Source organism: Nocardia sp. CA-129566 (genome assembly GCF_050956075.1).
Taxonomy (GTDB): domain Bacteria; phylum Actinomycetota; class Actinomycetes; order Mycobacteriales; family Mycobacteriaceae; genus Nocardia.
The window spans coordinates 4,571,029-4,584,001 of sequence record NZ_CP192085.1; the positions used below are offsets into that span (position 1 = coordinate 4,571,029).

A 12,973-nucleotide genomic window follows, 5' to 3' on the forward strand; every position below is an offset into this window, starting at 1 on the left:
GCGCGAGACCATGTTTTCGGTGTCGGCGATCAGGTCGGGGCGTAGACCGATGACGAGTGATCTCCAGCATTTTCGTTGCGCTGCAGTCAATGCCCGGTGGCGGGTCCGGCGCTTCCAACGACTCAACCGTTGAAACAGCTCAGTGCTCGCCCATCTTCGGGATAGGCGAGCACCGGGCGGAGAAGCTAGGCGATGACGCGCTCGCTCGCCGCCTCCTGTTGTGCGGGAGCTGGTTTGGGCATGCGTGCGCCGACGCCGATGAGTCCGGCCAGCAGCGCGATGGCGGCGGTGACGTACCAGCTGCGGTGGAATGCGTCGAGGGTGGCCTGCGGTTCGGTGGGGGAGCCGAGTGTCGCGACCAGGACGGCGACACCGATGGCTAGGCCGAGTTGGCGCGACATGCTCAGGACTGCCGAGCCGGTGGCGAAGCGCTGCGGTGGCAGACCCGCGCTGCCCGCGGCGAAGGCGGTCGGCAGTGTGAGGCCGACGCCGAGACCGCTGACCACCATGCCGCCGAGCAGGCCGCCCACGTAGTCGGGTTCCAGGGTGATGGCCCGGGCCCACCACACCATGCCCGCCGCGAACAACACCCCGCCCGCGGCGATCACCGGACCCGCACCGACGCGGCCGATGAACCGGCCCGCGAGAATCGCGACGAGCGGCACCACCAGTGGTCCAGGTGCGATCGCCAACCCGGTCTTCAATGCCGACCAGTCCCACACGTTCTGCGCCCACAGCACGACCGAGAGCAGCATCCCCGCGAACGCGATCTGGAAGAACAGCGAATTGCCTGCCATCAGAGCGAAATTCGGCGCGCGCAGCAGCCCCGGATCCACTACCGGACTGTGGTGGCGTGCCGAGGAAATCCCGAACGCGATGCCGAACACCACCGCGACCGCGAAGGATATGAGCACCCCCGCCGACGTCCACCCCCAATCCTCACCCTTCACCAACGCCAGGATCAGCGCCCCTATCGAGCCGATCAGCATGACCGCACCGAAGACATCGGGCAGCGCGCCGCCGTCCCCGCACAGCCGCGGCAGCAGCCGCAGCCCGACCGCCAGTGCCGCCAAACCGATCGGCACATTCACCAGAAACACCCAGCGCCAATCGATTTCGACGAGCAACCCGCCGATCACCGGGCCGAGCGCGGCGCCGAGCCCACCGAAGGCCACCCACAGCCGTACGGCCATCGGACGTCGTTCGGCCGGGGTGGCGGCCAACACCAAACCCAGCGAGGACGGCGTCAGCATCGCCCCGCCGACCGCCTGCAATATCCGAAACCCCACCAGCGACGGCACATTCCAGGCCGCCGAGCAGAGCCCCGACCCCAGTACGAAGATGGCGAGCCCGATCAGGAATATGGCCCGGTTACTGCCGCGATCGCCGAGTCGCCCGGCGGGCACCAGCAGTGCGGCGAAGACGATCGCGTAGGCATTGAGCACCCACGACAGGCCCGAGAGTTGGGTATCGCCGAAATCGTGGGCCATATCCGGCAGTGCGACATTGACGATGAACAGATCCAGGCTCGACAGCAGAATGCCGACCGAGACGATGGCCAGCACCACCCGGGAATCGACGGGCCGATCCTTCGATGTGACAAGGGAACTCACGACTATGTCTCCGATTCAGCCGAGCACTCGGCGGGTTTGCCGGGCCGAGGCGAGCAGCGCGCCGTCGCGATCCCAGATATCGATGTCGTCCACCGACCAACCGCCGATGGTGCTGGCATTGGTCGCGCGGACGAGGACGGGCTGATGGGTCAGCTGGGTCAGGTCGGTGTGTAGATGCATCGAGAACGCCACCGTCGGCACGGCGACCGGCATGGTCAGGGTGGGGAAGAAGGCGGGCGGTAGCGCGTCGGCGAGCACCGCGAGCGTCGCGGCATCGGTCGTCAGCTGTGGCACCAGCGAGATCCACGCGCACATCCACGCCTCGTCCGCGCCGGTGAGCGGCAGTGGCCCAGCGGCAGGGCGGATCTCGAAATGCGCCCCGACGGGGACGATGTCGGGTGGCAGCCGGAACGGTAGGCAGTCATCGGGCGCGGGCACCTGCGGCGCGGTGGCGGGCGGGAGATCGGGGACCCGGGTGGGGGTGGTCCGGCCGAAGGTGACCGCGGCGGATGCGACGGATTTACCCTCTTGATCGGCTATTACCTCGATGACCGCGGTGCTGCGTCCCACCGGATGCGAAGTCGCCCGGAAGGTGAGCATCCCGTCCGCCGGTCGCCCGAGGAACCGTAGGTCCACCGCACGCACCGGGAGGTCGCCGCCGCCTGCGCGCCGCGCGACCTCGACCAACAGTCCCGCGACAACACCACCGTGCGGGCCGGTCCAGCCGCGCCAGGTCTCATCGATCTGGGCCTGCCAGATGCGGTAGTCGGTCTCGGCCAAGGCGAACTCGTCACCCAGCCGACTAGTGAGTTGCATCATGAAACGAACCATAGGCTAGTGAGTTCTTTGAAGCAACCGACTATGCTGAGGTTCATGCGCAGGACCAGCTTCGACGAGATGAACTGCTCGGTCGCCCAATGTCTCGAGGTGGTCGGCGAGTGGTGGACGCTGCTGATCGTGCGTGACGCCCTCTTCGGCGTGACCCGCTTCGACGACTTCCGCGCACGCCTGGGCATCGCGCGCAATGTGCTCACCCAACGTCTGGAACACCTTGTCGCGCACGACATCATGGTCAAGGTCCCCTACCAGGAGAATCCGGTCCGCTACGACTATCGGCTCACGCCCAAGGGGCGCTCGCTGTGGCTCGTCGTGAACGCCATGCGGCAGTGGGGCGACGCATGGGCCGCGCCCGACGGTCCGCCGGTGCAGGCGGTCCATCAGAGCTGTGGCAAGACCACGGTGCTCGAACCGGTCTGCGCCGAATGCGGTGAGCACGTGCAGGGGTCCGATCTGCGCCCCGTCGACGGCCCCGGCGCGGGCGGGCACTCGATACTGCCCGCCAACCTCCAGCCCGCCCACTGAGTGCTGCGTCCATTAGGCTGCGGCGGTGGTGGATGGGCGAGTACAGCAGCTGATCGACACGGTCGCGTGGGTGCGCATCGAGGGTGGCCGCATTCTGTGCGCCCGCCCGAAGGGCAAGGACATCTTCTACATTCCGGGCGGTAAACGCGAGGGCACGGAATCCGATCTGCAGACGCTGCTGCGCGAGATCGAAGAGGAACTGACCGTCGCGCTCGTCCCGGAGACCGTCGCTCACGTCGGAACCTATGAGGCCGAGCTGCACGGACCCGCCACCGATGTGATCGTCCGGATGAGTTGCTACACCGCCGACTATCGCGGCACGCTCGCGGCCAGCAGTGAAATCGAAGAGGTCGCCTGGTTCTCCTACGCCGACCGCGCACTGGTGCCACCGGTGGATCAGCTGCTCTTCGACGATCTCGTCGACGCGGGTCGATTGGCATGATGTGCTAGCGCGCCCACCGAGGGCCGTGCGCGGGATACCGTCGATATCATGACCACGGTTCGCACACTGTTGCGTTGGGCCGCATACGCGTTGGTCGCGCCGCTGCTCGCCCTCGGCCCCATCGCCAGCCGGTTGCGCGTTCCGCGCCGGATGCTCGGGATTTTCATCGCGCCGCGCGATGCCTTGGCGGTGCGCGCGACTGTGCATTCGGTACTTGCCAGCGCGGTCGGCCTGGTGACCTGGTTTCTGGCCTTCCTGGCCACCGTCGCGGCGGTGCGCGGGGCAATCTACCCGCTGATAGCGGCCGACGATCTGGAGCACTCATGGGGTGGTCCGACCTTGGCCGGAGCCTGGGCGGTGCACGCGCTGCTCGGGATCGGCCTGCTGCCCGCATGGGGTCTGCTGCTGGCCGGACTCGGCGTCGCGCAGGTGCGGCTGACCCGGCGGCTGCTCGGCCGGGATGGCCCGTGGTGGCCGCTCCCGGTATCGCTGCTGTTGACAGTCGCCGGCGTGCTGCTCTTCATTTCCTGGCTGCACCAGATCTGAGCTTGCCGACCCGTGGGAATGCGACGACCGCTACTGCAAACGAACGCTCGTTCCATGCCCAAGGTCGTCAAGAAGATGACCAGCGATTGTGGGCGCAGCTGGGCGGACAGATCGGTTCGTGCGCTGACCGGCTGGTGGACTTGACCACCAGCCGGTCACCGCATCCGACCGGTCAGTAATAAAGGCAGGTCGGGTCGTCGGTCGAGAAGCAGCGAGGATTGAAGGAGCCGGTGGCGATCTGACGGAGGATCGGAACGAGCGGGTCGGAGGCGATGGGAGCCCCGGCGCCGACGGGTGCCTCGTCGGCAACTGCCGACCCGGCACCCGCGATCGCCGCAACGGCGATCCCCGCGCCAATTGTGACAACACGAATCATTTTGAACATCAGGACAACTCCCATGAGTGTCGGATCCGTGGCCTCGAATCTCTTCGGCCGCACGGACATTCGAACAGGTACGGGAGGACAGTAGCTATGCATGAGCGACCCAACGAGACACTCATTTTGCGGGCACCAGATCCGAGGTCGTGTCGGTCATCGACTGGCGGTGAGTGGAATTGGCTGAGGATCTCCATGACGACAGGCCTTGCCGAGCCGAGGGCGGACACGTCGACAGATCCATCAGAGTGACGCCGATTGCGTTGCGGGAGTTGCTATCCAGGAAGATTATTTCGACTCAGCTGCCGCGTGCACGTAGTTCGTCGACCGGCGCGGCAAGATGGATGCGCCAGTCCAGCGGCGCCCGTGATCTGCCGCCGAGTGGTGACAGCACCAGCACCCGCCCGTACCCGGCTGCCAGATCGGCATTCTCGTTGGATCGGTAACCGCCGTCGATGTATCGGTTGTCGCCGATACTGTGGGGGAGGGACGGCACCGACCCCGGCGCAGCTGGCGGTGAGGGCCAGATGAGTGAAATTCGGCGCTCAGCAGAGCCAGCGGGAGAGAACCGACTGTTCGGCTTCGGTGGGAGTATGAACATGGTTGCGGCGCTGAATCGCGGCATGGCGGCGTGACAGCAATCGCCTGGGTTTCGCCCTCCAACTCGGTCACTGTCTGCTACCTGGGTCTTTCGGGGTGCGAGGTCCAGATCCGCGAAAAGTCACGCTAAGCCGGTTACCGCAGATAGTGAGCGCTTATCAGCAGCCCCCTTTGCGCGACTTTTCGCGAAAGTGGTCAGCCCATCGCGAAATCCGTTTCAGCGCAGGGCTGTTTGGAGTGCACATCCTGCCTAGACTGACTTTTCGGCCAGTTGGACTCCACGGCCGAGGGGTGCGCGGCATCGGGGATGCGGGTGTCGCGGCTGCGAACGCGCCCGCTACCGCGCCGAACGCCTCGCACAGCCCGACGACTGATCATGGCCGCCCCCGCAGCTCGCCGTGACCTCTGCCCGGTTCGGCGGATGTGCGGAATCGGGTCCGGTCTCGTCGCGATCCTGATTCAATTGATCCTGAGATTTTGCCTTGGAAGACGACTACGAGATCAGCGTGGCGTGACCGGTGATGGACATCCGGTGGCGCCCTGCTCACACGGTGAGGACGCACCCATGGCTGAATTCGATGGCACGTATCAGATCTTCACCGCCCGGCGGCGGTTCCGCGCTGAAGCCCCGCAGCTCCAATCCGAACCGTTGTGTGGATGAGGCTGCCTGACGAGACGTGATTCCCGAGAGAGGTGAATCACGTCTCCTGGGGCTGCTGCCCACACTCTGCACCATGCGAACAGAAGCTTCTGTGAGTCGAGGCACGGGTCGCTGCTCTCGGTGACCTGTCGTCCGGCTTCCACTCGAACGGCGCGGGCTACAAGCGGTCTGGCCGGGTCCGCGTCACCGATTCTGCGTGGCCAGCGCAACGAGCTACAGGAGAAGACAATGACCGTAACCGACACCCCGATCAAACAAGTGACCGTGCCTTTGTCTGGGATTCAGAAGCCTGCCGAGCGAAGCTCGGTCGCCCCGTACACGGTGTACAACGACACCGATCGCCACGTCTCGGTCTTCCTGCAAGAGGGGGACGCGGGCAACCCCGTAAGCATCATCACGCTGGCCCCCGGCGAAACCAGCAGCTCGTACGATCGCGGCACCTACGCAGCCGTTATGGACGTAGGTTCCGGCCAGCAACAGCAAATCCTGTGGTGGCCGGACGACCGGTCCGAGTTCACCTACTGGTTCAGCTGGAGTGGAGGCGTGGCGGGGGGCCGGCGGAACAGGGTGAGTGACTTCATCGGTTGATCGGGATGCGGGATCGGCGAGAACCCCGTATTCGAGTGTTCGGTATTGCCGAGCCGATCCCGACTCCCCGACCGTCCTATTCGGCCGGGCTCGCGTTCTCGATTCTCTGTACGCCGAACGCCCCTGACGGGACCCGCGATTCGATCCATCGGGTGTGAGAGCCGGTTATCGGTGGATGCAGGTTGCAGCGTATCCGGCCGGCGTCTGGTAGCTCAGCGCGGAATGTCCTCGTCGGTGGTTGTATTCGTTCTTCCAGTCGCTGATCACGACGCGAGCCTGGGGGAGTGACCCGAAGCTGCTGATGTTGAGGTATTTCGTCGCGCAGGCGGCCGTTGAACGATTCGATGGAGCCGTTACGCCAAGCGATCAAGAACCCGAGGAGGATGACAAAATGCACAAGCTCTGCATATCTGAGATGCCTTCCCGTGACGAGCTGCAAAACCCATCCGAGGCCATGAAGAAGTACATCCCAGCCTCTGACGGAGGCCGCGATGACACATCCGGTCTATTCGCATTAGCGGTAATCGGGGCTGCTGGTGAGGCGGAAGAAAAAGGCTCAGGAGACACGGACAAATGTTACGACATATTCTGTGGCCAGTTACCGACCTACGTGAGTCGATTTGGCTTGAAATTGAATATACACAGCTGTTGTCTCTACTATAGCGGAGACCGTCCCTTGACTGTTGATCATGGAGATACATCTTCGATCTATTGGTCGATGGCGGGGTTCAGCGACAGGCCGCGTACCTACGACGCCATCGCCCTGCCGCCCGATGCGCCTAAGCCCACTAATTCGCGTATCGATCAATACTATCGCTGGACCCAGAATGCTAGTTCGACGGCAGAGCAGGCAACAAGTGACTCGACGCGTTTCTCCGCGTTCGTAAAAGCGATGTCCGACATTTTGAGTACGTCTGGTGAAACGCTTGGTGGAACCTCATTTGCTTACTACAACTCAAACGGCCCAATGATCTCCTCTGTGCAGGAGAACTGCGAGATGTTGTGGAACATCGCGCCAAGGATTCCTGAAGACGGCCATTACTACGAATGCGTCACCGCGCTTCCGAAATGAGCGAGTCTCCCGGCACGGCTTCCACGAGATAGCGACGGCTCGCGCCGACACGGATCAGGCAGGCGACGAAGGCTGTGACTGCCCAGGGCGGGCCCACCAGCCGAACGAATCGGGCGGCCAGCGGTTCGACCGGATCCGGCCCATCAGATCCATGGTCAACCGCCCAATTCGGCGAAGCTGAACGCTGAGCCCGCATGTCTGGTGGACCGAGGTCTGTACTCGCCTGCACGGCTACCGGTCCGGGATGATCTGTCCCCGCTGCGGACGCAGCCCGTGAATCCGCGTCACCGCTTCACCCCTGTCTCTGTTCGGATGAAACTTCTATTCGACAAGGAGCGGCACATGACTGCACGATCCACGACGAGCAACGAGGCGACCCTGCAAGACAAGGTCACATTCCAGCTGTCGCTGTACGCGAACTTGATCAACGGCGAGGAAAACGATGGCAACCTGGAGGGCCTGCTCCAGCAGCGGATCCAGGACAATCTCGACATCAACCGGGGGGTCATCGGGGGGTGGGAGATTGTCTGGGGTCCGGGGATCGAGGTGTTCCCCACCGACCTGTACGCGCTCAACGTCCTGTACATGGTGCGAAGCACCGACGACCCCTCCCGGTACGTGATCGCCGTGGCCGGCAGCACAGACGGACCGTTCGACTGGCTCGTCGAGAACTTCCTGATCGGCCAGATCCCGTGGCTCGCGCATCCCGCCGCCCGTTACACGACGGGCGCGGCCATCGGGGTGAACATCCTCACCAAGATCACCCCCTCCGGCGACCGCCCCGGTGCCGGTCGCACCCTGCACGCGTTTCTGGGCGCGCTCGATCACACCGATATCGACCTGACCGTCACCGGCCACAGCCTCGCTGGTGCCCTGTCACCCACACTGGCCCTGTTGCTGCGCGACACCCAGCAGCTGTGGGACCCATCCGAGAAAGCCAGGGTCAGCGTGCTGTCCACCGCCGGACCGAGTTTCGGCAATCCCGAATTCGTCGCCTACACCACCCAACGCCTACAGCGGGTGCGGCGCTACGCCAACAGCCTCGACGTCATCCCGAACGTCTGGAACCCGGACGACATCGATCGCGCCAAGACCTTCTACTCCGACAACAACCTGCCCGCTCCTTGGCCCGGACTGTTCGACCTGATCAAGCAGGCGTCCAGCTCGGGCCAGTATGCACACCTCGACTCCACCAACGGCGTATTCCAAGGCGCGTTCAACCCCAAGGTGACGGACTACCTGAAACAGGTCGGATACCAGCACATAGGCGGCTACAGACAGTTCTTCGACATCCCAGGCGTGACCTGGCCGGTAGCCATCCCGGCGGACGTCGGCGACACCGGGATAGGCCGCATCGCGGCCTTGGCCGATGTACCGCTCGGCGACGGTACTGGAAAGGCACCGGCGAATCGTCGGCCGCTAACCGCCCCGATCAACGGACAGTCCGTGGAGCTGCCCACCGACCCCGACAGCCGCGAGGCCGGGAAACTCGTGGACCTCGTCACCGCCGAGATCGACCCCACTGCCGACATGAACTGATGCCCCGGGCCCTGCCACGGTTAGAACCGCGGCTCGTCATCCTGCGGGCCGCTGCCAAAGAGCGTGCTCACGGTGACCGCGATCGCCGGGGTCATGGCCTTGACGTCGAGCACGAGGGATGTGGCTGGTCATCCTCGAACCGGGGCTCGGTGAACACACCCGAACGCCGACTCGTCGGCTGGTTCGACGACGGGAAGGTCGCCGGGATTACAGGCCACTGCATCGGCACCCGGCGCGAATACCGCTAAGTGGCGACCGGTGCCCGCCCTGCGCGTTCGATGAGGTGTTGTACGAGTTCGAGTAGTACTTGTTTGCAGGAGGCGCGGTCGCGCGCGTCGCAGAGCAGTGTGGGGATGTGGGGATCGAGGTCGAGAGCGTCGCGGACCTCGTCGACGGTGTAGACCGGTGCGCCGTCGAAGCAGTTGACCGCGACGAGAAAGGGCAGGCCGCGGCGTTCGAAGAAGTCCACGGCGGCAAAGGAATTGCCGAGGCGGCGGGTGTCGGCGATGACGACCGCGCCGAGTGCGCCGCGGGACAGTTCGTCCCAAAGAAACCAGAATCGGTCCTGGCCGGGTGTGCCGAACAGGTAGAGCACCAGGTCGGCGTCGATGGTGATCCGACCGAAGTCCAGTGCGACCGTGGTGGTGGTCTTCTGTTCGACGCCGGATAGGTCGTCGATGCCGGTGCTGACCTCGGTGATCAGTTCCTCGGTCCGCAGCGGCGCGACTTCGCTGATCGATGAGACCATGGTTGTTTTGCCGACGCCGAAGCCACCGGCGATGAGGATCTTCACCGAGGCGGCCAGGTGCGGTGTCGCACCGGGTCGGGTCGGGTCAAAGCTTTCGGATGCCATCCAGTACCGCTCGCAATACGTTGAGATCGCCGGGGCCCGCGTCCGGCTGCACCGGTGCCCGGAAGATCAAGTGGCCCTCGCCGATCAGGTCGCCGACGAGGATCTTGGTTACCGCCAAGGGAAGTTTCACATGCGCAGCCACCTCGGCGACCGACTGCGGGACGCGACACAACGCGACGATGTCCGCGTATTCGGGTTCGGTGCGGCGCAGGGTGGGCGCCCGATCGGCCGTGACGACCACGGTGAGCATGTCCAGATCGTGGCCTGCTCCCATGACCCGCCCACGGGTCAGTGCGTAGGGCCGGACCAGCGGACCGGCGTCCTCATCGAACCATTGCCCGCCGCCGCGTGTCATGGCAGTCGCGCTGGGGTCGATAGGTAGGTGCCGACGCGTTGCACGGTGACGTTCATTTCGTAGGCGACCATCCCGAGGTTCGCGGTTTCGGCCGCCTGCAGTGCCAGGCAGGCGTTGTCCCCGGCCGAGGTCACGAACAGCACGGCGCGATCGAGCTCGATCACCGCTTGGCGGACCCCGCCGCCGTCGAAACGGCTGCCCGCGCTGCGGGCCAGCCCGTAGAGGGTGGAGGACATGGCAGCGAAATGTTCGGCGTCCTCGCGGGTCATCGCGGTGGAACGGCCCAGCAGCAGGCCGTCGGTGGACAGCACCACCGCGTAGCGCACGCCCGCCAGCCGATCGACCAGATCATCGAGCAGCCAATTGAGGTCACCGGGGCTGGAAGAAGTCACCGTTGCCTTCCTGTTCATCCGAGGGGTTGACGGCAGGCGCAGCGGATGCGCCGAAATGCTCAGTGGATGCCACCTCGGGCACCGCAACATCAGGGATCGCGGAATCGGGGACCGCGCGGCGGCCCTGTCTGGTCCCGTTTTCGATGGCCGACATCAGATCTCGGGCCTGCTCGGCCGAGCGCTCCCGCTCGGGCTGCTGTTCGGTAGCCGGTTCCCTCGGGGCCTGCTGCGCCAATTGCGGTGCGATGCTGGCCTGTCGGTTGCGGCGCGGCAGGGCGGGCCTGGTGTCGGATGCCGTTGGCTGCGGCGCCTCGAACGCGGGCTGCGGCGGATCCGCCGGGGTCTCGGCCTGCACCGCGGGCGCAGCCAGTGGCGGCGCGGTGAGTACGGCGGAATCGGATTCGGCGCCACCATAGGGCGAGGAGTCGACGAAGGGGACCGGATGCCGTCGCCTGCGCACCGAGTCCGATGGTTCCGAACCCGTGGTGAGCGCGGGGGTCGTTCCGTCGGCGAGCAGAGACTTCGGGATGAGCACGATGGCGCGGATGCCGCCGTAATCGGATTCGGTCAACCGAACCGAAACACCGTGGCGGGCGGCCAGCTGCGCGACGACGAACAGTCCGAGACGCGAATCCGCCGACAGTGCCGCGACACCGAAATCCGGTGGCTGGCGCAGCATTTCGTTGACCCTGGCGATCTCGGACTCGGACATGCCCATGCCCTGATCGCTGATCTCGGCGACCACACCCTTGCCGACCACGTTGCCGGTCACCTCGACCCGCGACTGCGGCGGTGAGAACGAGGTCGCATTGTCCACCAGTTCGGCGAGCAGGTGGATGAGGTCGGCCACGACCGCGCCGAGTACATGGGTCTGCGGGAGCCGGGCCACCCGAACCCGGGCGTAGTCCAGGGTTTCGCCGACCGCACTGCGCACCAGATCGAGCAGCGGCACCGGATTGCGCCACTGCCGTCCGGGCTGACCGCCGCCCAGGATGATCAGGTTCTCGGCATTGCGGCGTTCGCGGGTGGCCAGATGGTCGAGCCGGAACAGCGTATCCAGCAGGATCGGATCCTCTTGGCGCTCTTCGGCTTTGTCCAGGATCTCCAGCTGCCGGTGCACCACGATCTGGCTGCGGTGGGCGATATTGAGGAAGACCGCCTTCACACCCTCGCGGGTGCGTGCCTCGTTCACCGCGCCCGCGACAGCCGCGGCGTGCGCATGCTGGAATGCCTTTGCCACCTGGCCGATTTCGTCGGAACCGTAATCCAGGTTCGCCACTTCGGCATCGGGATCGATGAGTTCGCCCTCACCGAGCCGCCGCATCAGTTCGGGCAGACGCTCATCGGCCAAGGCCAGGGTTTCGCCGCGAAGTCGCTTGAGCCTGCGGATGACTCGGTTGGCCAGCACGATCGCGATGGCGAATGCCAGCAGGCTGACCACCACGACACCGCCGCCCGCCCATGCGGAGTTCGCGGTGGTGTCGGCGGCCTTGTCCTCGGCGAGTTTCTGCGAGTACTTGTTCTGGTCGATCCAGACGTCGATCAGTCCGCGGTTCACCTCGGCGGCGACATTGTGCCACTCCTGCATGCTCAGTGGCAGTGGCGGTGGCGTCGACTGCTTGGTGGTGCCACTTGATGAGCTCGACGAGCTGGTGCCGGTGGAAGTTGTGCTCGTCGCAGTCATATTGCGCTGCGCCAGAGCATTTTCCATGGCCGTCAACTGCTGCCAGGCCTGACCGGCCATGAGTGAGTGCAGGCTCTCCTGCTGCTTCGGGTCGAGTTCGCCCGCCAGATTGGCGACCTCGGTGTGGTAGAAGCCGGTCTGGCGCAGGAACTCCTCGATCGGAACGGGGGTCGGCCCATTCGCATTGACGATCGTGGCCGCCAGCGCGTTACTGCGCGACATCGCCTCGGTCGCCAGGAAGATCCGCATACCGTCGGCGATATGCACGCCGATCTCGGCGTCCGGCGCGGTCTGCTCGGCGATCTCGGTGCCGAAGGAGATGACGTCGAGCAGCCGGTTGTAGAAGTTGTACGCGTCGGGGACGGGCAGTGCGCCCGCATCGGTTGCGGTGCGCACCTGGGTCATCGACGTCGAGAGCGTCATGAAGTTCGCGGCGTTGTCGCCGATCTTGGAATCGTCGACCGCGCGCAGCCTGTCGCCAGCCGCGAGGAGGCCCTTCAGCGCGCTGTCCAGCCGGATCCGGGCCGCGCCGAGCGCGGGTCCCGCGGTCTCGTCGCCGGTGAGCGCGGCTAGTGTGAGTTGGCGTTCACCCTGGACCGCCTCCACCAATTCCCGGGTCGAGGGAATCGCCTGCTGATTCTGCGACGCCCAGTCCTTGGCCTTATTTCCCTCGGCAACCAGGTATCCCGCCGCTCCCACGCCGACCACGAGCAGAGTCAGGCTCGGGACGAGCGCGATCGCCAGAATCCGCGTTCGGACCCCGAGCCTCGCTCTGAACATCGACACAACCTAAACCAGTTGTGACCATTTCGTTGCTCGAGTCCCGGTGAGCGGGACGAGATTTGACATTCCGAGAAGAATGCCGATCCGGAAGTGATGCGCACATATAC

Annotated in this window: 14 protein-coding genes and 1 pseudogene; 6 read left to right on the forward strand and 9 right to left on the reverse strand. The window is 65.1% G+C overall.

Annotation, left to right across the window (positions count from 1 at the left end; genetic code table 11):
- Window positions 1-185 precede the first annotated feature (185 nt).
- Together ACQP0C_RS19575 and ACQP0C_RS19580 are read right to left on the reverse strand one after the other, a co-directional pair.
- On the reverse strand, window positions 186-1,613 hold the full coding sequence (locus tag ACQP0C_RS19575) for an MFS transporter (protein WP_433734314.1): 1,428 nt from the start codon (window positions 1,611-1,613) through the stop codon (window positions 186-188).
- A gap of 15 nt (window positions 1,614-1,628) precedes the next feature.
- Window positions 1,629-2,432, reverse strand: coding sequence for an acyl-CoA thioesterase (locus ACQP0C_RS19580; RefSeq protein ID WP_433734315.1), 804 nt, complete (start codon window positions 2,430-2,432; stop codon window positions 1,629-1,631).
- A 54-nt stretch (window positions 2,433-2,486) separates the two neighbouring features.
- On the opposite strand from ACQP0C_RS19580, the gene ACQP0C_RS19585 reads away from it, so the two are divergent.
- Genes ACQP0C_RS19585 through ACQP0C_RS19595 form a run of 3 tightly spaced genes read left to right on the forward strand, consistent with a single transcriptional unit; the run spans window position 2,487 to window position 3,963 of the window.
- Entirely contained in the window at window positions 2,487-2,975 is a 489-nt protein-coding gene (locus tag ACQP0C_RS19585) for a winged helix-turn-helix transcriptional regulator (RefSeq protein ID WP_433734316.1), read from the forward strand.
- A gap of 25 nt (window positions 2,976-3,000) precedes the next feature.
- A complete protein-coding gene (locus tag ACQP0C_RS19590) occupies window positions 3,001-3,417 on the forward strand; it encodes an NUDIX hydrolase (protein WP_433734317.1) in 417 nt (138 codons plus the stop codon).
- 48 nt (window positions 3,418-3,465) lie between these two features.
- Entirely contained in the window at window positions 3,466-3,963 is a 498-nt protein-coding gene (locus ACQP0C_RS19595) for a hypothetical protein (RefSeq protein ID WP_433734318.1), read from the forward strand.
- Window positions 3,964-4,135: 172 nt separating this feature from the next.
- On the opposite strand, the gene ACQP0C_RS19600 is transcribed toward ACQP0C_RS19595, so the two are convergent.
- Window positions 4,136-4,348: a hypothetical protein gene (locus ACQP0C_RS19600; protein WP_433734319.1), complete on the reverse strand. Its 213-nt coding sequence runs from the start codon at window positions 4,346-4,348 to the stop codon at window positions 4,136-4,138.
- A gap of 289 nt (window positions 4,349-4,637) precedes the next feature.
- Entirely contained in the window at window positions 4,638-4,835 is a 198-nt protein-coding gene (locus ACQP0C_RS19605) for a hypothetical protein (RefSeq protein ID WP_433734320.1), read from the reverse strand.
- Between the two features lie 993 nt (window positions 4,836-5,828).
- On the opposite strand from ACQP0C_RS19605, the gene ACQP0C_RS19610 reads away from it, so the two are divergent.
- The gene (locus ACQP0C_RS19610) at window positions 5,829-6,188 is read left to right on the forward strand and encodes a hypothetical protein (protein WP_433734321.1); all 360 of its coding nucleotides are present in this window, start codon (window positions 5,829-5,831) and stop codon (window positions 6,186-6,188) included.
- Window positions 6,189-6,353: 165 nt separating this feature from the next.
- On the opposite strand, the pseudogene ACQP0C_RS19615 reads toward ACQP0C_RS19610, so the two are convergent.
- Window positions 6,354-6,546, reverse strand: a pseudogene (locus tag ACQP0C_RS19615) (integrase core domain-containing protein); the annotation flags it as partial.
- A 33-nt stretch (window positions 6,547-6,579) separates the two neighbouring features.
- On the opposite strand from ACQP0C_RS19615, the gene ACQP0C_RS19620 reads away from it, so the two are divergent.
- Together ACQP0C_RS19620 and ACQP0C_RS19625 are read left to right on the forward strand one after the other, a co-directional pair.
- Window positions 6,580-7,260: a hypothetical protein gene (locus ACQP0C_RS19620; protein ID WP_433734322.1), complete on the forward strand. Its 681-nt coding sequence runs from the start codon at window positions 6,580-6,582 to the stop codon at window positions 7,258-7,260.
- A gap of 342 nt (window positions 7,261-7,602) precedes the next feature.
- Window positions 7,603-8,799, forward strand: a complete 1,197-nt coding sequence (locus ACQP0C_RS19625) for a lipase family protein (protein WP_433734323.1) — start codon at window positions 7,603-7,605, stop codon at window positions 8,797-8,799.
- 244 nt (window positions 8,800-9,043) lie between these two features.
- Here the strand turns inward: ACQP0C_RS19625 and ACQP0C_RS19630 are convergent, their stop codons facing one another.
- From ACQP0C_RS19630 to ACQP0C_RS19645, 4 genes are read right to left on the reverse strand one after another with little or no spacing between them, the layout of a single operon-like run.
- Window positions 9,044-9,652: a GTP-binding protein gene (locus ACQP0C_RS19630; RefSeq protein ID WP_433685065.1), complete on the reverse strand. Its 609-nt coding sequence runs from the start codon at window positions 9,650-9,652 to the stop codon at window positions 9,044-9,046.
- Window positions 9,633-10,007: a DUF742 domain-containing protein gene (locus tag ACQP0C_RS19635; RefSeq protein ID WP_433685066.1), complete on the reverse strand. Its 375-nt coding sequence runs from the start codon at window positions 10,005-10,007 to the stop codon at window positions 9,633-9,635. The genes ACQP0C_RS19630 and ACQP0C_RS19635 overlap by 20 nt, the downstream gene beginning before the upstream one ends.
- Complete coding sequence (locus tag ACQP0C_RS19640; protein WP_354960371.1) at window positions 10,004-10,399, reverse strand: roadblock/LC7 domain-containing protein; 396 nt, start codon at window positions 10,397-10,399, stop codon at window positions 10,004-10,006. Before ACQP0C_RS19640 ends, ACQP0C_RS19635 begins: the two co-directional genes overlap by 4 nt.
- Window positions 10,377-12,863: a nitrate- and nitrite sensing domain-containing protein gene (locus ACQP0C_RS19645; RefSeq protein WP_433734324.1), complete on the reverse strand. Its 2,487-nt coding sequence runs from the start codon at window positions 12,861-12,863 to the stop codon at window positions 10,377-10,379. Before ACQP0C_RS19645 ends, ACQP0C_RS19640 begins: the two co-directional genes overlap by 23 nt.
- Between the last annotated feature and the right edge of the window lie 110 nt (window positions 12,864-12,973).

Excerpts from the sequence above, each read along its gene's own strand:
- ACQP0C_RS19580 (WP_433734315.1), bottom strand. The coding sequence starts at position 2,432 with ATGATGCAACTCACTAGTCGGCTGGGTGACGAGTTCGCCTTGGCCGAG.
- ACQP0C_RS19620 (WP_433734322.1), top strand. The coding sequence starts at position 6,580 with ATGCACAAGCTCTGCATATCTGAGATGCCTTCCCGTGACGAGCTGCAA.
- ACQP0C_RS19600 (WP_433734319.1), bottom strand. The coding sequence starts at position 4,348 with ATGTTCAAAATGATTCGTGTTGTCACAATTGGCGCGGGGATCGCCGTT.
- ACQP0C_RS19635 (WP_433685066.1), bottom strand. The coding sequence starts at position 10,007 with ATGACACGCGGCGGCGGGCAATGGTTCGATGAGGACGCCGGTCCGCTG.
- ACQP0C_RS19610 (WP_433734321.1), top strand. The coding sequence starts at position 5,829 with ATGACCGTAACCGACACCCCGATCAAACAAGTGACCGTGCCTTTGTCT.
- ACQP0C_RS19645 (WP_433734324.1), bottom strand. The coding sequence starts at position 12,863 with ATGTTCAGAGCGAGGCTCGGGGTCCGAACGCGGATTCTGGCGATCGCG.
- ACQP0C_RS19630 (WP_433685065.1), bottom strand. The coding sequence starts at position 9,652 with ATGGCATCCGAAAGCTTTGACCCGACCCGACCCGGTGCGACACCGCAC.
- ACQP0C_RS19595 (WP_433734318.1), top strand. The coding sequence starts at position 3,466 with ATGACCACGGTTCGCACACTGTTGCGTTGGGCCGCATACGCGTTGGTC.
- ACQP0C_RS19625 (WP_433734323.1), top strand. The coding sequence starts at position 7,603 with ATGACTGCACGATCCACGACGAGCAACGAGGCGACCCTGCAAGACAAG.
- ACQP0C_RS19585 (WP_433734316.1), top strand. The coding sequence starts at position 2,487 with ATGCGCAGGACCAGCTTCGACGAGATGAACTGCTCGGTCGCCCAATGT.